Source organism: Oceanibaculum nanhaiense (genome assembly GCF_002148795.1).
In the GTDB taxonomy this organism is placed as follows: domain Bacteria; phylum Pseudomonadota; class Alphaproteobacteria; order Oceanibaculales; family Oceanibaculaceae; genus Oceanibaculum; species Oceanibaculum nanhaiense.
Window position 1 is genome coordinate 435,960 of record NZ_MPOB01000002.1, and the last position, 21,426, is coordinate 457,385.

The 21,426-nt window shown below is 66.2% G+C and carries 18 protein-coding genes; 11 read left to right on the plus strand and 7 right to left on the minus strand.

The features are described from left to right. Positions 1–5: 5 nt before the first annotated feature. From BKM74_RS05170 to BKM74_RS05180, 3 genes are all read right to left on the minus strand, one after another. Entirely contained in the window at positions 6–950 is a 945-nt protein-coding gene (locus tag BKM74_RS05170; protein ID WP_086464610.1) for a ketopantoate reductase family protein, read from the minus strand. A gap of 26 nt (positions 951–976) precedes the next feature. Next, positions 977–2,908 (minus strand): TRAP transporter permease, encoded by a 1,932-nt coding sequence (locus BKM74_RS05175; RefSeq protein WP_176342398.1) that lies wholly within the window; start codon positions 2,906–2,908, stop codon positions 977–979. 151 nt (positions 2,909–3,059) lie between these two features. Next, positions 3,060–4,034: a TAXI family TRAP transporter solute-binding subunit gene (locus BKM74_RS05180; protein ID WP_176342399.1), complete on the minus strand. Its 975-nt coding sequence runs from the start codon at positions 4,032–4,034 to the stop codon at positions 3,060–3,062. Between the two features lie 347 nt (positions 4,035–4,381). Here BKM74_RS05180 and BKM74_RS05185 point away from each other — a divergent pair, with 347 nt between their 5' ends. The 4 genes from BKM74_RS05185 to rnk all read left to right on the plus strand — a co-directional run bounded on the left by BKM74_RS05185 (position 4,382) and on the right by rnk (position 8,580). Further along, entirely contained in the window at positions 4,382–5,146 is a 765-nt protein-coding gene (locus BKM74_RS05185) for an IclR family transcriptional regulator (protein WP_176342400.1), read from the plus strand. A 95-nt stretch (positions 5,147–5,241) separates the two neighbouring features. Then, positions 5,242–6,075: a TauD/TfdA dioxygenase family protein gene (locus BKM74_RS05190; RefSeq protein ID WP_176342401.1), complete on the plus strand. Its 834-nt coding sequence runs from the start codon at positions 5,242–5,244 to the stop codon at positions 6,073–6,075. Between the two features lie 149 nt (positions 6,076–6,224). Then, positions 6,225–7,865 (plus strand): sensor histidine kinase, encoded by a 1,641-nt coding sequence (locus BKM74_RS05195; RefSeq protein ID WP_086464615.1) that lies wholly within the window; start codon positions 6,225–6,227, stop codon positions 7,863–7,865. A 295-nt stretch (positions 7,866–8,160) separates the two neighbouring features. Continuing rightward, entirely contained in the window at positions 8,161–8,580 is a 420-nt protein-coding gene (gene rnk / locus BKM74_RS05200) for a nucleoside diphosphate kinase regulator (RefSeq protein ID WP_086464616.1), read from the plus strand. Positions 8,581–8,588: 8 nt separating this feature from the next. Here rnk and BKM74_RS18685 read toward each other — a convergent pair whose 3' ends face one another. Next, positions 8,589–9,506, minus strand: a complete 918-nt coding sequence (locus BKM74_RS18685; protein ID WP_086464617.1) for a hypothetical protein — start codon at positions 9,504–9,506, stop codon at positions 8,589–8,591. 348 nt (positions 9,507–9,854) lie between these two features. Between BKM74_RS18685 and BKM74_RS05210 the strand changes: the two genes are divergently transcribed. The 5 genes from BKM74_RS05210 to BKM74_RS05230 all read left to right on the plus strand — a co-directional run bounded on the left by BKM74_RS05210 (position 9,855) and on the right by BKM74_RS05230 (position 16,154). Beyond that, the gene (locus BKM74_RS05210) at positions 9,855–10,490 is read left to right on the plus strand and encodes a DUF4402 domain-containing protein (RefSeq protein WP_086464618.1); all 636 of its coding nucleotides are present in this window, start codon (positions 9,855–9,857) and stop codon (positions 10,488–10,490) included. A gap of 19 nt (positions 10,491–10,509) precedes the next feature. After that, on the plus strand, positions 10,510–10,998 hold the full coding sequence (locus BKM74_RS05215; protein ID WP_176342402.1) for a DUF4402 domain-containing protein: 489 nt from the start codon (positions 10,510–10,512) through the stop codon (positions 10,996–10,998). 14 nt (positions 10,999–11,012) lie between these two features. Further along, entirely contained in the window at positions 11,013–11,801 is a 789-nt protein-coding gene (locus BKM74_RS05220) for a fimbrial biogenesis chaperone (protein ID WP_086464620.1), read from the plus strand. A gap of 7 nt (positions 11,802–11,808) precedes the next feature. Beyond that, complete coding sequence (locus BKM74_RS05225) at positions 11,809–15,084, plus strand: MSCRAMM family protein (RefSeq protein WP_086464621.1); 3,276 nt, start codon at positions 11,809–11,811, stop codon at positions 15,082–15,084. Between the two features lie 110 nt (positions 15,085–15,194). Further along, positions 15,195–16,154, plus strand: coding sequence for a M14 family metallopeptidase (locus tag BKM74_RS05230; RefSeq protein ID WP_086464622.1), 960 nt, complete (start codon positions 15,195–15,197; stop codon positions 16,152–16,154). 10 nt (positions 16,155–16,164) lie between these two features. On the opposite strand, the gene BKM74_RS05235 is transcribed toward BKM74_RS05230, so the two are convergent. The 3 genes from BKM74_RS05235 to BKM74_RS05245 form a co-directional block, all read right to left on the minus strand. Then, entirely contained in the window at positions 16,165–16,725 is a 561-nt protein-coding gene (locus BKM74_RS05235) for a HutD/Ves family protein (protein ID WP_176342403.1), read from the minus strand. Positions 16,726–16,818: 93 nt separating this feature from the next. Further along, on the minus strand, positions 16,819–17,919 hold the full coding sequence (locus tag BKM74_RS05240; protein ID WP_086464624.1) for an Acg family FMN-binding oxidoreductase: 1,101 nt from the start codon (positions 17,917–17,919) through the stop codon (positions 16,819–16,821). Between the two features lie 91 nt (positions 17,920–18,010). Then, positions 18,011–18,892, minus strand: coding sequence for a DMT family transporter (locus BKM74_RS05245; protein ID WP_217895439.1), 882 nt, complete (start codon positions 18,890–18,892; stop codon positions 18,011–18,013). Between the two features lie 121 nt (positions 18,893–19,013). Between BKM74_RS05245 and BKM74_RS05250 the strand changes: the two genes are divergently transcribed. Together BKM74_RS05250 and BKM74_RS05255 are read left to right on the plus strand one after the other, a co-directional pair. Continuing rightward, entirely contained in the window at positions 19,014–20,189 is a 1,176-nt protein-coding gene (locus BKM74_RS05250) for a hypothetical protein (protein ID WP_086464625.1), read from the plus strand. 150 nt (positions 20,190–20,339) lie between these two features. Then, on the plus strand, positions 20,340–21,317 hold the full coding sequence (locus tag BKM74_RS05255) for a calcium-binding protein (protein WP_086464626.1): 978 nt from the start codon (positions 20,340–20,342) through the stop codon (positions 21,315–21,317). Positions 21,318–21,426: the final 109 nt, after the last annotated feature.

Below are 21,426 nucleotides of genomic sequence, written 5' to 3' on the forward strand. Positions count from 1 at the left end.
TGTCCTTAATTCTTGTGGGAGGCCGGGCGCATGTCATGCGCCTCCATGGCGCGGACCAGGCCGGCGACGATGGAATTGGTCGGCGTCGGCACGCCCAGCTTTGCCCCTTCATCGGCGACCGCGCCGTTCAGGAAGTCGATCTCGCCCTGCCTGCCGGCCAGCCGGTCGAGCAGCAGCGAGGGCTTGGCGCCGGGAATGGCGGAGCCGAACTTGCGTACATAGGCGACCGGGTCGTCGAAGCTGAGGCTGATGCCGCGCGCCTTCGCCACGGCGAAGGCCTCCGATGCGCAGGCAGACGCCACGCGCCAGGCTTCCGGCGTCTCCATCACCTGGCCGATGGTCAGGCCGGTGATGCCGCACACCGCGCTGTAGGTGACGTTGCAGATCAGCTTCGACCAGATCATCGACTGGATGTCGGGCGCGGCCTCGGCGCGGAAACCGGCATCGGCCCAGATTTTCGCCACGCACTCGGCGGCGGGCTGCGCCTCCGGCGTTGTCGCGCCGATCTTCACGATCTCGAAGCCGTTATGATGCACATGGCCGGGCGTCGGGATGGTCGCGCCGAAGCCGCCGGCGATGCCCAGCAGCAAGCGGTCCTGCGCCACGCTCTTCACCAGAATGTCGTAGGCGCCGAGGCCGTTCTGGATCGACAGCACCAGCGTGTCCGGGCCGATCATCGGCGTCGCCCCGGCCAGCGCCGAGTCGATGTCGCGGGTCTTGGTGGCGACGATGACCAGCTCGCATAGGCCCGCTTCGGCCGGGTCGGTGGTCGCCTTGGAAGGCGACATCCAGTCGCCGCTGGCCCCGGTCACCTTCAGCCCGTGCGCGCGGATGGCGTCGATATGCTCCTGCCAGCGGTCCACCAGCCAGACGTCATTGTCGCCGGCGCGGGCCAGAATGGCGCCATAGACGGAGCCCATGGCCCCGGCGCCGAGAATGGCGATTTTCATCGGTATTTCCTCTCAGGCTTTCTTGTTTATTCCGGCACGGCGATCCGTCGTGACCGCTTGTCCAGCCGAAGATGCAGCGCGAGGCCCGCGCCGGCAAGCGCCAGGCCGATCAGGTCGGTCTTCCAGTCCGGCTCGATCAGCGCCAGCGCGCCGGCTGCGATCAGGATGCGCGGCAACCAGGAAACCGCCCCCCGGCAATGGCCGATGGCGGCGATGGAGATGCCGGCGATGCCGATGGTGGCGGAGACCAGCGCGGTGGCGATGGCGGACGGGTCGCCCTGCAGCGTCAGTTCCGGGTTCATGATGAACAGGAAGGGAATCAGGAACAGGCTGCAGGCCAGAATCATGGCGAAGGCGGCCGTGCCCATGATTGTGCCGCCACTGATCGCCACGGCGGCGAACACGCCGGCCGCAACCGGCGGGGTGATGGCCGACACGCTGGCGAAGAAGTAGAGGAACAGATGGGCGGGCAGCAGATCGAAGCCGAGGTTGATGAGCGGTGCCGCCAGCACCGCCGCCCCCACCGCATAGGCCGCCGGGGTCGGCATGCCCATGCCCAGAATGATGGCGATCACCATGGTCAGCACGAGGGAGAGCAGCACATTGCCCTGGCCGATGCTGACGATCATCTGCGAGAAGGTGACGCCCAACCCGGTCAGATTGATCAGCGAGACGATGATCTGTGCCGCCGCGATGATCATGGCGATGAACACGACGCCGCGCGCCGCGTCATAGAGACCGTCGCGGATCGAGCGCGCCATGCTGGCGCAGCGCTGCAGCGTCGGCTCAAGCGGCGCTGCTTCGGCGACAGGAATCTGCTCCGCATTGGTGCGGATCGTCGGCGCCGGGCGGGCGCGCAGCAGGATGCCGGCCAGCATCATCACGACGATGGCGATGATCGCCCAGAACACGGCCAGCTGGATCGTGTACTGGTTCACGATGAAATAGATCAGGATGCCGATGGGGATGAACAGGCTGGCCATCGGGAACGGCGCGAAGGCCTCGCGCGCGCTGGGGATCAGCTCCGCCGGCAGTGGCTTCAGATCGTATTTCAGCGCATAGAGATAGACGCCGATCAGCAACGCCATGAAGAACAGCAGCGAGGGCACCAGCGCCGCCGTCACCACCTGCAGATAGGCCACGCCCAGCAGCTCCGCCATCAGGAAGGCGCCCGGCCCCATCACCGGCGGCATGATCTGCCCGCCGGTCGAGGCCACCGCCTCGATGGCGCCGGCGAGGTTACGCTTGAAGCCGAGGCGTTTCATCAGCGGGATGGTCAGCACGCCGGTGCTGGTCACATTGGCGACGGTGCTGCCATTCACCATGCCCATGAAGGCGCTGCCGAACACGGCGACCATGCCGGCGCCGCCGCGGATACGCCCGCCGATGCGCATGGCGATCAGGATGAACACCTGACCGGCGCCGCTGCTGTTCAGCAGCGCGCCGAGGATCAGGAACAGCGTGACGACGGTCGCCGAAATCCCCATCAGCGGGCCGAGCAGGCCGTTCTCGCCGAGATAGAAGGCATAGATCAGCCGGTCGATGGACAGGCCGCGATGGCCGAGCGGCCCCGGTATGTAGCCGCCGAAATAGGCGTAGAGATAGAAGGCGAGGATCAGGCCGACGAACAGCCAGCCCAGCGCGCGGCGCACGCCCTCCAGCACCAGCAGCAGCAAGGTTACGCCGAAGATTTTCTCAAGGGTTTCGTCGGTGAACCAGGTGCTCTCGACGATGATGTCGTAGTTCCAGACGATATAGCCCAGCACCACGACGCTGAGGATGGCCAGGATCAGGTCGCCGAAGCGGTGCAGGGACGAATCGCGCCGCGCCCCCGGATAGAGCAGGAAAACCAGCGCCAGCGCGCCGCCCAGATGGATTGCGCGCTGCTGGTAGTTCGGCAGGGTGCCGATGCCGGCTGTTACCACATGGAACAGAATCCAGAGGATCGCCACACTCATCAGGGCGAGTCCGATAATACCGCCATAGCTGCGGTAGGCGCTTTCTCTCTCTTCTGGTTCCATCGTCCGGTCGAACTGGTCAGCGTGATGAAAAAAGGGACCGCCGGCGCGGAACGCCGGCGGTCAAGTTTGGGTTGGACGGGAAACGGCGTTACTTCGCCATCAGCCGGTCGGGCACCGCGATGCCCTTTTCCTTGTAGAAGCGCGCGACGCCCGGATGCAGCGGGGCGACCGAGGCTTCCAGCGTCAGCTCTTGCGGGTTGGCGCGGTCGGCGGCGGGATAGCCGGCCTTCGCGGCGGCCATGCCGTCGGCGGAGAAGACGCGCTTGGCGATCTCATAGGCCACGGCCTCCGGCAGCGCGCCGGTAGTGTTGATGCCGATGGCGGTCTGCACCGTCACCAGCTCCGCCGGCTGGTCGCCGTAATTCTCGCCGGGCTTGCCCTTCGCCACGCTGAAATACGGGAACTCGGCGGCGATCTTCTTTGCCTGGTCGTCGGTCATCGGCAGCAGCTTGATCGGCCGCGAGGCATGCGCCTGCTGAATGTAGCCATCGGGGTGCAGGCCGGCCTTCATGAAGCCGACGATGCGGCGGTTCTGGTAGGCGTCCAGCGCGTCGGAACCGCCGGCGCGATGCAGCTCGGCATTGATGCCCAGCAGCTGCAGGATGGCTTCCGCCTGCTTCTCGGTGGCCGAGCCGCGGCCACCCGGATTGAACTGCTTGCCGGCCAGGTCGGTCAGGCTGTTGATGCCGGAATCGGCGGAGACCACCCAGTTGGCCGGCAGCGGCGCGAAGTAGTAGAGCGTGCGCAGCTTGCCGCCATCCTTGCCCTTCATGGTGGCGAAATCGCTGGAGGTGACGGCGATGCCCATATCGACCTCGCCGCGCATCAGCGCCGTGGTGGAGGCCGAGGCGCCGCCCAGCTCCTGCACGCTGATATTCACGCCCGGCACTGCCTTGTTCCAGTCGGACACGACGGCGACCTGATAGGCGTAGAAGGCGGAATTGCCGTGCGTGGCGCCCATGGCCAGGCGCTGCTGCGCGCTGGCGGCACCGGCTGTCAGGCCCAGCGCCACGGCAACACCCAGAACGGACGCAAGGCGACCGTGAATCCCTGTGATCTTCATTCTATTCCCCCCAAGAGACAGGCTGTTGCGCAACCCGTTGCCGTGTTTGCCGGCCTGTCCGATCGTTTCGGATTGATGCCGTTCCGCCCGCTTCGGGGTCAGAACGTATGATCGCGGCAACATAGTCATCTTTTCGGCAGGGTGAAATATTTTTCTGTCATTGGAAAAACACTCTCCGGGTAATAATGTTTCGTGTCGTGCTGTGGAAGGCTGAAATCTGGATTTTCCGGCATCGGCAATGTCATAGTCCGGGCATCAAGAAGGGAGGCGGGCGCTGCAAGCCTGCCCCATGGCCCCATGGCTCTATGAAGCGTGAGGGCGGAACAGGGTTTCGAGAGAGGGGACGCATGGCCGGTCAGGATGCCGTGAAGACGGCGGCGCGCACGCTGGATCTGCTGGAAGCATTCGCCAAGGCGCGCGGCCCGTTGTCACTGACGGAGATCGCCCAGCGCATCAACACGCCGATCAGCAGCTGCCATTCGCTGGTCCGCACGCTGCAGGCGCGCGGCTATGTCTATGTGCTGGACAATCGCAAGCGGGTCTATCCGACCAAGCGGCTGCTGGCGGTCGCCAACGCCATCGCGCGGCACGATCCGCTGCTGGAGAAGCTGGCGCCGATCCTGGAGGAGCTGCGCCGCGACACCGGCGAGACCGTGCTGCTGGGCAAGCGGCAGGACGATCATGTGACCTATCTGGAGGTGATCGAGGGCACGCATATCGTGCGCTACACCTCCAGCCCCGGCGACACCAAACCGCTGCATTCCAGCACCATCGGCAAGGCGACGCTTGGCCTGATGGACCCGGCCGAACGGGCGGCACTGGTCGCCCGCATCGCGATGCCGCGCGTGACCCCCAATACCGTGACCGACCGCGACGCCCTGCTGGCGGAGATCGACCGCTCCGCCGCGCGCGGCTGGTACGAGACGCGCGGCGAGAACATCGCCGACGTCATGGCGATCTCGGTCTCCTTCCGCATTCTCGATGAAGGGCTGGGCGTGGCGCTGGCCGGCCCGATCTCCCGCATGACCGAGAATTTCGACGCCTATCTCGCCCGGCTGAAGCAGGCCCAGGCCGCCTTCGAGGCGCTGAACGCGTCGTTCGAGGGACGGTAGGGTAGCCTCTCCCCTCTTGCATATTTCGAAATGACGAAATAGTTTTCGGAATATCGAAAATCAGAAACGCAAGAAACCTTCGGAGGAGGCCTGCCGTGGCTCAACTCGACATTCGCAAGATCGCCGGCGCCTGCGGTGCGGAAATCCTCGGCATCGACCTGTCCGTCGCCCTCGACGCCGAAACCGTGGCGGCGCTGCGCCAGGCCTTCCTCGACCATCAGGTGATCTTCTTCCGCGACCAGGACCTCTCCTCGGCGCGATTCCTGGAAACGGCGAAGCTGTTCGGCCAGCCGGTTGAATATCCCTTCGTGAAGGGGCTGGACGGGTTCCCGGAGATCATCCAGGTCGCCAAGCTGGAGCATGAGACCAGCAATTTCGGCGGCATCTGGCATTCCGACACGGTCTATCTGGAGCGCCCGCCGATGGGCACCATGCTGATCGCGCGCGAGGTCCCGCCCTATGGTGGTGACACGCTGTTCGCCAACCAGTACATGGCCTATGAGGTGCTGTCGGACGGCATGAAGGCGCTGCTGGACGGGCTGGTGGCGATCAACAGCTCGGCCAAGGCGGATGTCACCAAGACCCGCGAGGACCGCATCAAGGACAGCGGCTCCAAGGAGGCCGGCAAGACCTACCTGTCGGAACACCCGGCGGTGCGCACCCATCCGGAGACCGGGCGCAAGGCGCTCTATGTGAACACCGCCCATACCGTCGCCTTCAAGGGCATGACGGAGGAGGAGAGCGCGCCGATCCTGGGCTATCTGTTCCGGCATCAGGTGAAGCCGGAATTCACCTGCCGGTTCTCCTGGCGGCCGGGCTCCATCGCCTTCTGGGACAATCGCTGCGTGCAGCACAATCCGGTGAACGATTATCACGGCTTCCGCCGCATCATGAACCGCATCACCCTGGCCGGCGATACGCCGGCATAGGCTCCGCTTTCGCCGGGCCTCTCTGCAAGCGTCCTTGAGGCCGCCCTGTGCGCTGCTATGTTAGAGAATAGCGTGCAAGATGGTGTGCGGGGCGCAGGACAGGCGAACATGCAGCAGGCGAAAGACCGACGCGATAACCGGACTCCCGCATGGTGATCGCCAGTCTGGATAGCCGGAGCAGCCATCGCGCGCTGCGCCGGGCGGCGGTCCGCGAGGCCGGAATCGGCTGCCTTGCCGGCCTGCTGCTGGTGCTGCTTCTGGAATGGTCTTTCTCGGACGTCGCGTTACAGAACCAGAAGGCGAATGCGCGCGAAGCGGTGAACGAACTACGCGCCGACATCCAGCAGGTTCTGAGCCGCGACGTCCAGCTGATGCGCGGCGTCGTCGGCTATGTCCGCGCCGCGCCGGACCTGACGCAGGAAGAGTTCGAACTGCTGGCCGAGGATATCCTGGAAGGCGCCGCCGACCATGTGCGCAACATGGCGCTCGCCCGGAATCTCAAGATCAGCCACATGTACCCCATTGCCGGGAACGAGGCGGCCGTCGGGCTCGATTACCGCCTCGTCGCGCCGCAATGGCCGGCGGTCGAGAGGGCGATCCGGGAGCGGCAGACCATCATTGCCGGCCCTGTCAATCTGGCGCAGGGCGGGGTCGGTCTGATCGCGCGCTTCCCGGTCTTCCTGCGCGAGGGTAAGGAGGAGAATGGCGATCTGTGGGGCATCGCCTCGACGGTGATCGATTTCGAAAGCCTGCTGGAGCGGGTCGATTATGCCGGTTATGCGGAATCCTACCGGCTGGCGCTTGTCGGCCAGGATGGCGATGCGTCGAATGACACGATCATCTGGGGCGACAGCGATATCCGGCTCTACGATCCGGTCGCGCTGGCAATCGTCATCCCCGAGGGCAGCTGGCTGATTCTGGCGGCACCGCGCGACGGATGGCCGGTCCTGACTCCTTATTTTCCTTATTTCCTGGCGGTTGGGCTGCTGACTGTCCTTGCGGCCATACTGTCCGCCCTGGTGCGCTATCGGCTGGCCGTGGAGCGCGGCCGTGCCGAACGCGAACTGCTGGAGGCGATGCGGCGGGCCGAAATGGCCAATGCGGCGAAATCCGACTTCCTGGCCAATATGAGCCACGAGCTGCGTACGCCGCTGAACGCGGTAATCGGCTTCAGCGCGCTGCTGGAATCCGCGCCGCCGGGCAGCAAATTATGGGACAAGGCGCCGGAATATGTTGGCGATATCCGCCGAAGCGGCGAGTTCCTGCTGTCGCTGATCAACGATATTCTGGACCTGACACGGATTGAGCGGGGCCACCCGGATCTGACCATCGAGCGGTTCGACGCCGTGCCGCTGGTCCGCCGCTGCCTCCTGCAGTTCGATGCGCAGTATGCGGCGGCGGGTATGATCCTCGCGGACAGGATCGGCACGGACCCGGTATGGGTCAGGGCGGACCGGCGCGCGCTGCAGCAGATAGTGTCCAACCTTCTGTCCAATGCGCTGAAATATGCTGGCCGGGGTGCCACGGTTTCCGTCGCCATTGCGCCGCCGAAAGCCAGGGAAGTCACTGTCACGGTCAGCGATACCGGCCCCGGCATCCCGTCGGACGCGGTCGACCGCATCATGGAGCCGTTTGTGCAGCTTGCCCCGCCCACCGCGCGCGCCGCCGGCGGTGTCGGGCTGGGGCTGTCGATCTGCAAATCGCTGTCCGCCGCGATGAATGGCCGGTTCGCCATCGTCAGCGCGCCCGGTACGGGCATGACGGCCAGCCTCACGCTGCCGGCGGGATAAGCACCCTGCCTTGACTTTGCCGGGGGGAAGGGCGATCTAATGGATATGAACCAGATCGCCCGATACAGCCTGTCCGCACCGCGCAGCAAGCGCTTGGTCGCAGGAGTCTAACCCCAGGTTCGGGCATCACGCGCCCCCGGGTCTGGGGGCATTACGATTTATACTATGGGATGTTCGCTGCATGCGCTGGCATGCGGCCAATCACATCCGGTCCGTTGGGCGCGACTTTCATACCGCATCGTTGTTACGGCCATCGAAGGCCACTGTCTCCCCAGCCGGAGACGAAGGAGGATTCATGTCGATTTCCGTAAAGAAGCGCCGCAAGCCGGCCATCGCCATCGGTATCGAGGCGCACCGCCGCCTGACCGACCTGGCCATGGCGTTCGAGGATCGCATGCCGGAGATCGCCGATGCCCTGCTCCAGGAGCTGGATCGTGCCCGGCTGGTGCCGGATGCGAAGCTGCCCGACAAGACGGTGCGGCTGGGCAGCACGGTAGAATTCGCCACCAATGGCGATCAGTCGCGCCGCATCACGCTGGTCATGCCCGCCGAGGCGGATATCGCGCAGGGCCGGATTTCCATCGCCACCCCCATCGGCGTGGCGCTGATTGGCCTGTCGGAAGGGCAGTCGATGACGGCGCATGCGCGCGACGGGCGGGAAAATCTGCTGAGCGTGCTGAAGGTGACGGCGCCGCAAATGGCCAGCGCCGGGTAGAGTTCAGCTCAGCGCAGTGTGGCGACCGCTGTTCCCAGCGGTGTGCCGGCATCCGCGGTCGGGATGCAGTATTGCCCGGCCTGCTTCAGCCTGTCGCAAATGGTGCGGGCCTCGCCGGGCGTGAGGGCGGATGCCTGCAGTCGCAGCATCCGGCCGCGCCCGCTGCCCAGATCGACTTCCAGAATCATTGGCACCAGCGTGCCCAGCTCGTTCGGATAGCGCCGCTGCAGGATGCGCCAGCCATCGCGCGCATTCTCGATGCTGCGGTAGGAGGCGAGATGTACCGCCGCCGTCAGCGCCGCCGGCGCGGCCGGTTGTTGGGCGGTCGGTTGCTGCGTGGCCGGTTGCTGCATGGTCGGTTGCTGGGCGGGCCGCTGCGGTTGGGCTTGCGGCTGGGGCAGTGCCGGAGTCGGCGACAGGGAGAGGCGCAGGCTGCCGGGATCGGCCAAGGGTCCTGAGGGCGGCCCCGAGGGCGGCCCGGATGGCGGCCCGGATGTTGGGGCGGCCAAGGGGGTGCCCAGAGACGCACTCGGCCGGATCGGCGTCGCCATGGTCAGTGTGGTTTCGGCGGACCGGTCAGGACGGCCATCAGCCGGGGGGGCAGAAGATGCGCCTGGGCGCGATGTGACCGCCTTGGCCACCGGTGCCTCTTCCGATCGGGCGGCCACCGCCCCCTCCATCTGCGCCAGCAGGGCGCGGATGTCGCCATCGATCCGTGTCAGCCGGCTGATCGCCGGCTCGGCGGCCTGGAACTGCTTTTGCAGCCCGGTGATCCGGCTGTCCAGCTCCTCCAGCCGCGCCAGGATTGCATCGACGCCCGGCATGGCGCCCGGCATAGCCCCCGGCGCCATCTGTGCGCTGTAGGCGCTGCCGGAGCCCAGGGTGGGAACGCCGGCATCGTTCGGCGCGGTGGCGGTTGATTGCATTGCCGGGGCGTCCGCCGGCAGGCGGGGCGGGGCCAGGAATCCGGTACGCGCGCTGCCGCATCCGGCAAGGCTGACAGCCAAACCGGCTGCCACGCAGGCAGTCAGGATCGGTCGGTTGTTGGATCGCCCAGCCATGGCCCCGGATTCATCAGCGAAACATACTGAATATAGTAGCCTGTCAGCGTATGGCACACAACGAGTATCCAGTTTCAGAAAAATAATGGTAAATTTTATATAATATTGCCTACGCCTGGTTTTCTGGCATATTAGGTGGGTTACATAGGCAAATACCCCAGAAGGGGGGCGCCCTGACCTTGATAGGCAGGCGTTGTGGAGGAGGTAGAAAACATGAAACGGCTAATCAAATTCGGCCTGGCCCTGGCGGCTCTGGCCTTCGTCGTCCCAGGTTTCGTCATGCAGGCCGCGCAGGCACAGACGACCGAGACTTTCACGGCGACGGCCACGGTGGCCAGCAGCCTGACCATCACCGAAAACACGCCGCTCAGCTTCGGCAGCCTGGTGGTTATCCAGGACGGCACCAACGCTGCGGAGGCTACCCTGACTGCCGCGGGCACCTTTACGACCACGACGCCGACCGGTACGGAAAATCTGGTGCAGACCGGCACTCCGACGCCCGGCAATTTCACCGTCGATACCGGCGTCACCAGCTTCGTGAATGTGGAGGTTACCTTCCCGGCCACCGCCACGCTGACCAATGGCGCCGCCCCTCCGGGTAACGGCACCTTCACGGTGGATACTTTCCAGATCGCCGCGCCGTCCGCCGGCACCTTCACCGGCACCACGGCCACGGTGGGTGCGTGCAACACGGCGATCGCGGGCGGTGGCGACTGCCAGTTCACCACTGGCGCTGCCGGCACGCTGACCTTCCCGATGGGCGCAACGATCACCGTCGGTTCGGCGACCGCCACCTTCATCGATGGCACCTACACCGGCACCTACGACATCACGGCCGCCTTCTTCTAAGGCCGTTCGTTCGCTTGAGATGACCAGCAGAATGGCCGCCATTGCCTTCACCGGGGCGATGGCGGCCTTCGCCTGTCCGGTTATCTGTCCGGCGCCTGCCACTGCGCAGACCGTGCAGGAGATGGAGCCGCTGGTCTTCGGCACCTTCGTCGTGCCGTCGAACGCGGCGGTCAGCACGCTGACTATACCGCTGAGCGGGTCGGTTTCGACGACCGGCAGCATCATCGCCCTGACCCAGGGCATGCCCGGCCGCTATCGTGTTGGCGGCCTGCCGGGCAGCGCCATCGTCGATATCGACGTGAACGCCGCCCCGCTGTTCGGTGCGGCGGTACCGGCCAGCCAGTTCTTCCAGATCACGGCGTTCGACCATCCGCCGACTGTCATCACCAATGCCGGTGGCACGGCGACTTTCCGGCTGGGGGCGACATTGTCCACCTCGGGCAGCGGCGTTCCCTACACCGAAAGCACCTATACCGGCACCATCGACATCACGGTAACGCTGCAATAGAGGGCGGCCCGGCCATGCGTGGATTATCCTTCCTGCTTTTCGTCTTGCTGGCCCCGGTGCTGCTGGGGGCGGCACCGGCTTCCGCCGACCTGCTGATCACCCCGAAGCGGCTGGTGCTGGACGCGCAGAGCCGCGACGGCAGCTTCCGGCTGGTGAATACCAGCGACCGGGCGCAGAGCTACGAGTTGATCTGGCAGCAGCTGCGCATGAATGAGATGGGCGGCCTGGACGATCAGGGCGAGAACGCCGCCGGCGCCGCCAGCCGTCTGCTCACCCTGGCGCCGACGCGGGTGACGCTGCAGCCGGGCGAGCGCCAGACCGTGCGGCTGATTCCCCGGCTGCCGGAAGGACTGCCGGAGGGCGAGTATATGTCGCACCTGCTGTTCCGCCCGGTGACACCGCCGCCGCCCGGATCGGCGACCGGGCAGGGCGCGGCGATGCAGCTTGCCGTGCGCGTCGGCTTCTCCATTCCGGTGATCCTGCGGCATGGCGATCTCGCCGCCCGCGCCGCCATCCGTCCCATCGGCATCGATGCCGGCGGGGTGACGGTGGAGATGCAGCGCGAAGGCACGGCCAGCCTGTTCGGCAATATGTCGGTCTTCTGGGGGCAGCCGGGCAAGGACGGGGTCCAGGTCGGCCGGCTGGACAGCGTCGCCATCTATGCCAACCTCACGCGGCGGACGGTAACCGTGCCGTTCGATCCGGCCAGTGGCGTGACGGTGGGGGCAGGCCTGCTGATGGTTCGCTATATCGATCCGGCGAGCAACGCGGTGCTGGCCGAATCGACCGTCCGGCTGGAATGACCGGGCAATGCGGGGGCAGGCCGGATATGGGAGGATTGGCGGCGGGGTAATCCTCGCCGCGCTGCTGTCTGTCTCCGGTTCTGCAATTGCCAATACCGCCGACCCGATGCAGCGGCTGCTGCGCGACTTCTACCAGCGTGTGGCCCCGGTCTATGGTGCGCCGGAAGCACTGCCCCAGGCCGCACCTCAAGCCGCGCCACAAGCTTCGCCGCGCCTGCCGCAGGCGGCTCCTTCCTTGCCGCCGCTACCGGCAGACCCTGCGCGGGCGGCCCGGCCTTCCTCCGGCAGTACCAGCCGGGTGCCGGACGGCACGGCGCTGCTGCTGACCGTGCGCATCGACCGCGAAAAACTGGTCGAACCGCTGATGGTGATTGCCGAGGGCGGCGGTTTCCGTGTCCCGCTGGATTCCTTCGTGCAGGCCTTCGAATTCCCGATCCTGGTCGATGCCGCGCAAGGCCGGGCCGAGGGCTGGTTCATCAATCCCGACAAGGATTTCCGGCTCGATCTCGCCGCCGGCACCGTCACCAGCCGGGGCGAGACGCGGGCACTGCGCGAGGGCGAGGTGGTGCAGCGCGACGGTAGCCTGCTGATCGGCGACTGGGTGCTGAAGGACTGGTTCGGGCTGGAGGCGACGGCCAATCTCGCCGATCTGGAACTGCGCATTGAATCGGAGCAACTGCTGCCGTTCCAGCAGCGCCAGCGGCGCGAGCGGCGCTTTGTCCAGAGCCAGGGCACGGTAGCACCAACCGCTTCCCTGCCGCCGCCACCCGAGGGGCCGCCGCTGGTCGGCCCGCCGGTGGTCGATCTGCTGGCCTCCGGGCAGATGACCGGCGGCAACAATCAGGAAACCCGGCTGGGCGGCAATTATGCGGCCACGGTCGGCGCGGGGCTGCTGGGCGGCGCCTTCGCCGCCTATCTGTCGGGCACGGAGGATGATCCGCTGTCTTCCGCCCGCGCCAACCTGTCCTATTACGACCCGGACGGGCTGGATGGTCTCGGCCTCGTGACGCAGGCGCGGTTCGGCGATATCTCCGGCTTTTCCACCACGTTGCTGGCGCCCAGCGCCAGCGGGCAGGGCGTCTATCTCAGCAATCTGCCGGTCGGCGCGCAGCTGCGCAGCGATGCCACCACGATCAGCGGCGACGCCCTGCCGGGCTACGATGTCGAGCTGTATCGCGAGGAGCAGCTGGTCGGCTATCAGCGGGTCGGCGATGACGGGCAGTATCTCTTCGAGAATGTCGAGCTGTTCGCCGGCGAGAACCGTTTCCGGATCGTGCGCTATGGCCCGCAGGGTCAGATCGAGGAGGAAATCCGCACGGTCAGCGCTGGCGGCGAGATCGGCGGCGTGCCGCTGACCTACCAGTTCGCCGCCTCGATGATCGATGACGGGCCGGATGAGGGCGGGCTGCAATCCAGCCTGGCCACGCGGCTGTCGGTCGGCGACGGGATCGCCGTGCTGGCCAGTACGGGCACCACGGAATTCCGTGGCGAGCGGATCAGCGATGCGCTGCTCGGCACGCAATACCGCATCGGCACCTTCCTGGCGGAGGGGCTGGTGGGGCGTGACACGCGGGGGCAGACCCTCGGCAGGGCCGCCGTGCAGACACGCATCGGCGCGGATTCGCTGCGCTTCAGCCACGAGGTGCGGCCGGAATCGGTGAGTGCCGATATCGGCACCCGCCGCCGGACCGAGCTGTCCCTCACCGGATCGGTCAAGGGCCCGGTGCTGGGTCTGCCCTATCTGCGCTATACGGTGGGCGCGGAGGAGATCAGCGATTCGACGCTGGAGTCGGCGCAGTCGCTGACCGGCAAGCTGGGCACCCAGATCGGCCGCTTCACGCTGAACAACGATCTGCTGTGGACGCGCAGCACGGAGCGCGATACCGACCTGCGCGCCGGCCGCGAGGGCACCAGCCTGAATGCGGTCCATCAGGCCAGCTTTCCGATTGGCCCGCTGCGCAACCGCTTCCGCCTTGGCTACCGGGCCGCACCGGAATTCGAGATGACCGAGTTCCAGGCCAATTCGCTGTGGCTGATCGACCGGGATTTCACCACCGAGCTGGACATACGGCACCGCTTCGAGACGGATGTCACCCGCGTGCAGGCGCGGCTGAACTACGATCTGGGCAGTGTCGTTCTCAGCCCGCGCCTCAGCTACGACAATAACGGCGTCTATGGCGCCTTCCTCGATCTGCGGCTGTCCACCGGCATCGAGCCGATGACCGGCAAGGTCAGGATGCAGAGTCGCCCCGCCGCCAATGACGGCGCCATCGCCGTGCAGGTGTTCCTGGACGAGAACGAGAATGGCGTGTTCGATTCCGGCGAGGAGAGGCTGGAGGGTGTCGAGGTGCAGGCACTGCAGGCGCGCCGCTCGGCGCTGACCGACGCGCAGGGCATCGCCATCCTGCGCAATGTCCAGCCCTTCGAGGCGAGCGACGTGCGCATCATCCCCTCCACCCTGCCGGAAACCCATCTGCAGCCGGGCATCGAGGGTTATTCGGCGCGGCTGCTGCCGGGCGGCACGCAGAACATGATTCTGCCGGTGGTGCGCAGCTGGACGGTGGAGGGCAAGGCGATCAGCGCCACCGCGCAGGGCGAGACGGTGCCGCTGCCCGGTATTCAGGTCGTGGTCACCGACCGCGACAGCGGCGATCTGGTCGCCAGCGCCACGACGCTGGGCGATGGCAGCTACAGCATTACCGGGCTGCGCCAGGGCAGCTACCGCATCTCGCTGTCGGCCGAGGCGCTGGGCAGCCGGCTTGCCCCTGCCCATGCCAGGCCGCTGCTGACCGACGTGCGCGAGACCACCTATCACGCCGTCGATCTGCTGGCCGTGGCGCCGGGCGCCGCACCGCATTACCCGCCGCTGCGCCGCTCCGGCGGGCCGGGGCCGATGATGCTGCCGCTGGGTGCCAGCGCTGCCGACATCAAGGCGCCGGAACCGCAATCCTCCCGCCAGGTGATCGCGGTGCGCGTCGGCCAGTACCGCTCCCGCCTGGCGCTGGTCATGGGCTGGTCGGAGCTGGTGGAACGGACCGGCCCGCTGCTGGCCGGGCTGGTGCCGGTACTGTCGCCAAGCGAGGAGGCGCGGCTGCTGGCCGACCGTACCTCGCTGTTCCCGCTGCGGCTGGGGCCGCTGGTGAACCGCGACGCGGCGGAGCTGCTGTGCGATTTGCTGCGGCAGATCGGCCGGTCCTGCGTGCCGGCGCTGGTGGACTGGCAGGAGGAACGCATCGCCGAGCATGAACCGGCTTCGCTGAAGGCCGCCAGCGTGACCCGGTGAGCCGGCGTTACCTGTTAAGAGAGAGGGATTGGCGGCGGCTTCCGGCGGGTCTATAACCGGCGACCTGTCTGTTCTGCTTTCAACTTTCCCGCCTGATAAGGACCGCCGCCATGGCCGCCAAGAGCTACCCGGTCGAGCTGACCGCCCCGGACATCGAGCCCTATCGCAAGGGCAATACCGGCATCGAGTTCGTCACCAGCTTCGACAGCGGCGTGCCCGGCCCGCATGTGGCGATCAACGCCATCACCCACGGCAACGAGATCTGCGGCGCCATCGCGCTGGATGCGTTGCTGAAGCAGGGCGTGCGCCCGGTGAAGGGCAAGCTCAGCTTCGCCTTCGTGAATCACATGGCCTACAGCCGGTTCGATGCCACCAATCCGGATGCCTCGCGCTTCGTCGATGAGGATTTCAACCGGGTCTGGGTCGAGGACCGGCTGGACGGCAGCGAGGACACGGTGGAGCTGCGCCGCGCGCGCGAGCTGCGGCCGTTCTTCGACAGTGTGGACCTGCTGCTCGACATCCATTCGCTGGGCACCTATTCCGAGCCGCTGATGATCTGCCACGGGCTGGAGAAGGAGCGTACCTTCGCGGCCGAGGTAAATTTCCCCGCCTATATCATGTGCGGCTCCGGCCATATCGTCGGCCGGCGCATCATCGAATACACGCCGTTCAACGATCCGAAGAACGACAAGGTGGCGCTGCTGGTGGAATGCGGCCAGCACTGGGCGGCCTCCTCCGGCCGGGTGGCGATGGACACGGCGATGCATTTCCTGCGCGTGGCCGGTGTGGTCGATCCCGCCGTCATCGAGCGGAACCTGTCGCCGGAGGGCAAGACCCCGCCGAAGGCACAGATCTGGGAAGTGACCGGCGGGCTGACCGCCAAGACCGAGGATTTCCGCTTCGCCGAGGAGTATATCGGCATGGAGGTCATCGCCAAGGCCGGCACGCCGATAGCCTATGATGACGGCGAGACGCTGGTGACGCCGCATGATGACTGCCTGCTGATGATGCCCAGCTACAAGCAGGGTATCGGCATGCGCAAGCTGCGCCTGTGCCGCCGCATCGGCTGAGATATCGGTCTCAGTCGCTGAAGATATCGATCAGAAATACCGAGGAGGCCGCGCTGCTGTGCAGGGCGGCCTTTTTGGTTTCTTCGATCAGCGCGCAGTCGAGCGGGGCGAGGCTGGTGCCGCCGATCTCTATCCCGCCGCTGTGGCACAGCACGAGCAGCGTGCCGGCGGTGCTGACCTCCAGCTCTCCCTGAAACCGCACCCGCCGCATCAAATGCGTGCAGCTGGCGCGCCGCGTCATGATGTTCAAATTGCTGACCGGGCCGTCCAGCAGCCGGGCCTCGGCGGGTTGGTCGGCGGCGAAGCGGTAGGGTGCCGCAGCTTGATCGAGCGTCACCGGCGTGTCGCCCGCGACCGCCAGGGTGAGGCCCGCGCCATCGACGATTGCCAGCGTCCGCACGATGCCCGGAAACGCCGAGAACGGGGCGTCGCTTTCCATGCGGGCAATCGACAGCCGCCAGTCGAAATCGTCGAGTCCGGCGCCGGCTGGCGACACCGCGATTTCGGTGGTGGTGCCCTGGCCGTTCTTCCACGGCATCGGCCTGTTGTCGGCATATCGGAAAATCTGCATGGCGGCTGTTTCCAGGATAAGGCGGGCAGGGGAGGCCATTCGAGCGCGTGGATTGCCGCCGATCAAAAGCTTTGACGAGGCGCTGGCCGTCGTTCAGGCGGCCCGGATCACCGCATCGACCGGGCGGCGCGGGGAATAGGGCAGGGTCGGGCCGTATCCGAAGCGCAGGACGATGTTTGGGCGCCGGCCCGGCAGGCCGACCAGCGCCGCAAGCTCCGGCCGCAGTGCCGCGACCTCGACCGGCTGGTTCACGAAGGCGCATTTCAGCCCCAGCGCCGTGGCCTGCAGGGCAAAACGCTGGCAGGCGCGCCCGGCCCGCATCCAGTGTTCGCGGTCGTCCTGCTGGCCGACGAACACCGCCACCCCGGCCGAAGAGCGCAGCTGTTCCGCATATTTATCGTTCTCCGCCTTTGCGGTGAAGACCAGGTCGAAGGCGCGCGGCCCCAGCCAGTCTGGCAACGCCGGATTACCGCTGGCCGCGCTGTACAGCCCGTCACCGGTGCGGAGCGCCTGGCTGGGGTTGAAGCGCAGCCAGGCCTTCAGCTCGCGGATAAATGCCGGGTCCGCCATCTGCGCGCTGTTGCCGGCGATGACCAGGTCGCGGACACGGTCGAGCTGCGGCCGGTCCGTGATCAGCACCATGTCGATGCCGGGAATCGCGGCGGCATCGGTCAGACTGCGCAGGTCAGCCGGGCTGACGGGGCGGCCATCATAGACGGCGCGGGTCGATTGCCGGCGCGGTATGGCCTCGAACAGGGCCGACTCCTGCGGGGCCGTTGGCTGATGCGCGAAAACGATCCGCCCGTCGCCAGTATCGTCGAAGACCAGTTCCCCGCCTTGTCCGCGCGCGGCTGCCGCCAGGGCAAGATTCTCGGCGGCGCATCCCAGGCTCGCATAGAGGTGATGATCGTCCGGATCGACCACCGGCGTGCGCCGGCTGAAATCTGGTTGCAGGGCGATTTTGCCCGGTGCTGCCGAGAATATCCAGGGTTGGGTGTTATGGCCGTTCGCGGCCAGCGTGGCATGGCGGATGAGGTCGCGGTCGCGCGGCTGGACCGGCAGTTCCGCGCGCAGCGCCTGCATGGCATCGCGGTAGGAAGCGGAGGCTCTCCTCTGCCGCAAGGCAATCCATGCCGCCGCGCCGCCAAGCGCCAGCAGACTTCCGGTGCCGATAAGCAAATGCCGTCTGTTCATGATGCGCTCCCGCTGGCCCTGCTGGATTTGGCCCTTCGATTCGGGAGGATCAATAGCCGGCGGTCTTGCCCCTACGGCCTTGCCCCTGCCGCTATCCGGCCGTCCGGCGTTTGCGCAGCAGGATGAACACGCCGCTGGAGATGATGATGGCCGCGCCGAGGAAGGTCATGGAATCCGGGATTTCGTGCCAGATCAGCCAGCCCAGCCCCGTCGCCCAGAGCAGCGCCGTATAGTCGAAGGGGGCCACCAGCGTCGCGGGGGCAAGCCGGAAGGCCTGGGTCATCATCGTCATGCCAATCGTGCCGAACAGCGCGATGGCGACGAACAGCCAGATATCCTCGGGCCGGATCGGGGTCCAGAAGAACGGCACGAGAAGGCCGCTCAGCAGGGCGGCGGTGCCGGTCAGGTAGAGCAGCAGCGTCCACACGCTTTCGCGGGGATCCACCCAGCGGGCGCTCAGCATCAGCAGCGCATAGACCAGGGCCGTGGCGACCGGCAGCAGCGATACCGGCTGGAAGGCGGCAGCCCCCGGCCGCAGGGCGACCAGCACGCCGATGAAGCCGACGATCACCGCCAGCCAGCGCCGCCAGCCGACCTGTTCGACCCGGAACAGGGCCGACAGAGCGGTGATGAAGAGCGGGGCGACGAAGACCAGCGCCGTCGCCTCGGCCAGCGGCAGGTGGATTAGGCTGGTGAAGAACAGCAGCGTTGCGCCGATCCACAGCACCCCGCGCAGCAGATGCGCCGCCGGGCGGTGGGAGCGCAAGGCCACGGTTCCGCCCATCCGCCACGCCACCAGAAGCGCGAAGGGCAGGGCGATGAGGTTGCGCAGGAACAGGATCTGCAGCGGCGCATAGCGATCGGTCAGGATCTTCGCGATCGCGTCATTCACGCACAGGCAGGCGATACCGACGCACATCAGCGCGATGCCGGTCAGCCCCTGCGTCCGCGCCGCGCTTGAAACAGGCTGCACTGCTCTTCCCCCGCTCTCAGACCCGCAGCACCTTAGAGTGCGGGAACGCGGTTTGCCAGAACAGGGCCGCCTCGGCCTGGGTGCTTCCGTCGGCGGCGGAAAGGCCTTATAGGGTTCCGGCATGACATACGAAGTTGTCCCCAACACCGAAGAGACGCCGTGGCGGACCGTCGTGTCGGTCCGTGCCCGGTTCGATACGGAAGACGGGCCGGAATACAAGACCGGCAGCGGCGTCGTGGTAGGGCGCAACGATGTGCTGACCGCGTCGCATCTGGTCTATGACAGCCGTTATGGCGATGGCGTGGCCGACCATATCGAGGTGGCACCGGGCAGCACGCCGCTTGCGCAGCCTTTCGGGACCTACACCGCGACCGGCTGGTCGCACGAGATCGTCGATGCGGATGGCAATTTCGAGCTGGAGATCGCCGAGGCCGCCCGCGACTATGCCGTGCTGAGTTTCGATACCGCGCTGGGCGACGATCTGGGCTGGATGGCGCTCGATGCCGGCTTCACGGCGGGCGCGGCCAATCTGACCGGCTATCCGGGGCTGCAATCCGGGCGGATGGTGACGGAAACCGCATCCGCCGGCCCGGCGGAGATCGCCGGCGTGCTGTCACTGACAGGTTTCGATGTTGATAACGGCCATAGCGGCGGGCCGGTCTGGACAGATGGCGCAGCGGGGCCGGCGGTCGTCGGGCTGGTTTCCACCACCGGCTGGGGCTTCCAGATCGGCGGGGCGCAGTATGACCGGATCCTGTCGCTGATGGCCGGCAACGAGCATCTTATCGCTGCCGATGGCCCCATCGACGTGACCGGCGGCGCGCTGGCCGACGGGATCAGCGGTGGCGATCATGCCGACCGCATCGATGGCGCTGCCGGCGACGACACGCTGGCCGGCGGCAAGGGCGCGGACACGCTGACAGGCGGCGAAGGCGGTGATGTGCTGCGCGGTGGCAAGGGGCATGATTCGATAACGGGCGGGGCGGGCGACGACACGCTCTATTCCGGCCTCGGGCGTGACACGCTGGAAGGCGGCACGGGGGCGGATGTCTTCGTGCTGCGCGGTTTCGACCCGGCTTTTCCCGGCGCACTCCTCGCACCCACCATTCTGGATTTCCAGCAAGGTCTGGATCTGCTGATGGTGGAGGGCGTCACGGAACCGGAGATTCAGGCGGGCCTTGCTGCGCTGACGCTAAATGAGGGTTCCCTGATTTTTTCCGTTGGCGGTAGCCAGGTAACGCTAATCGGCGTGGAACTCTTGACGGAAGCCGATTTTCTTTTCGTTACGTCTGTATAATCGTTTGAAATATTGGTTAATAATCTCTCCGGGTTGTGTTTTCTGATTGACTGCCTTTACAGGCGGCGCTCATATTTCGATAAAATTATCACAATGCGGTCGTCATAGAATTGCGGCGGCGTGTCAGCCTTCAGAAAAAGGAACTCAGCCATGGCCACGGTACCGGGCGGAATTTTCGGCACCGGCAATATTAGCTCCTCCGAGGGCGCGAATATCTCCAGTTTCCTGGATAAGCTTGGCCTGTCGGAGGGTTCCATCACCCAGGTCACCGTCAGCACGACCGGCACCAATACGATCAGCGACACGACGCCGACTTCGACCTTCACGGTCGGCAGCGGCCAGACCGTGAATGTCGTGCTGTCCGGTTCGACTGGCAAGACGCTGATCGTCACCGGCAGCGGCAATGCCAGCATCGTCGGCGGCGCCGGCAGCGATTCGGTGCTCGGCGGTGCGGGCAGCGACAGCATCTTCGGCGGGATCGGCGACGATCAGGTCCGCGGCGGTGAAGGCAACGACATCCTCTATGGCGGCACCGGCAACGATGTCGTCTTTGGCCGGCAGGCGGCGGATGGCGACGGGAACAACGAGCTTGAGGGTAATCTCGGTAACGACAGCATCGTCGGCGGTACCGGCAACGACACGCTGCGCGGCGGCAAGGATAACGACACTGTCGAGGGCACGGCCGGCAATAATTCGCTGTATGGCGGCCTGGGCGACGATTCGATGCTTGGCGGCACCGGTAACGACACCATCCAGGCGAATGAGGGCAACGATACCCTCTCCGCCGGCAATGCAGTCGCGGCGGAGCTGCGTGGCGGCAAGGGCAATGACAGCATCGTCGGCGGCACCGGCAGCGACACGCTCTATTCCGGCATGGGCAGCGACACGCTGACCGGCGGGGCGGGCGACGACATCTTCTCCTTCAAGGGAGGCGATCAGGCCGCCACCATCACCGATTTCGGCACCGGCAACGACAAGATCGAAATCGCCGGCTACAGCTTTGACCAGCTTACCATCGCCAATAATGGCTCTGGCAACGCTGTCATCAGCATGCCGGACGGGACGACCATCGAGCTTCAGGGTGTCGATGCCGCCACGCTGACGGCGGACTTCTTCCTGTTCAGCTGATCTTAACAAAGCCGGCCTAAATTTGCCGCGACAGCCCGGCCGGCGGAGACTCCGGTCCGCTGTCGCCACCGGCGGGCGGAATCGTCCCGCGCCAACAAGGGCTCATATG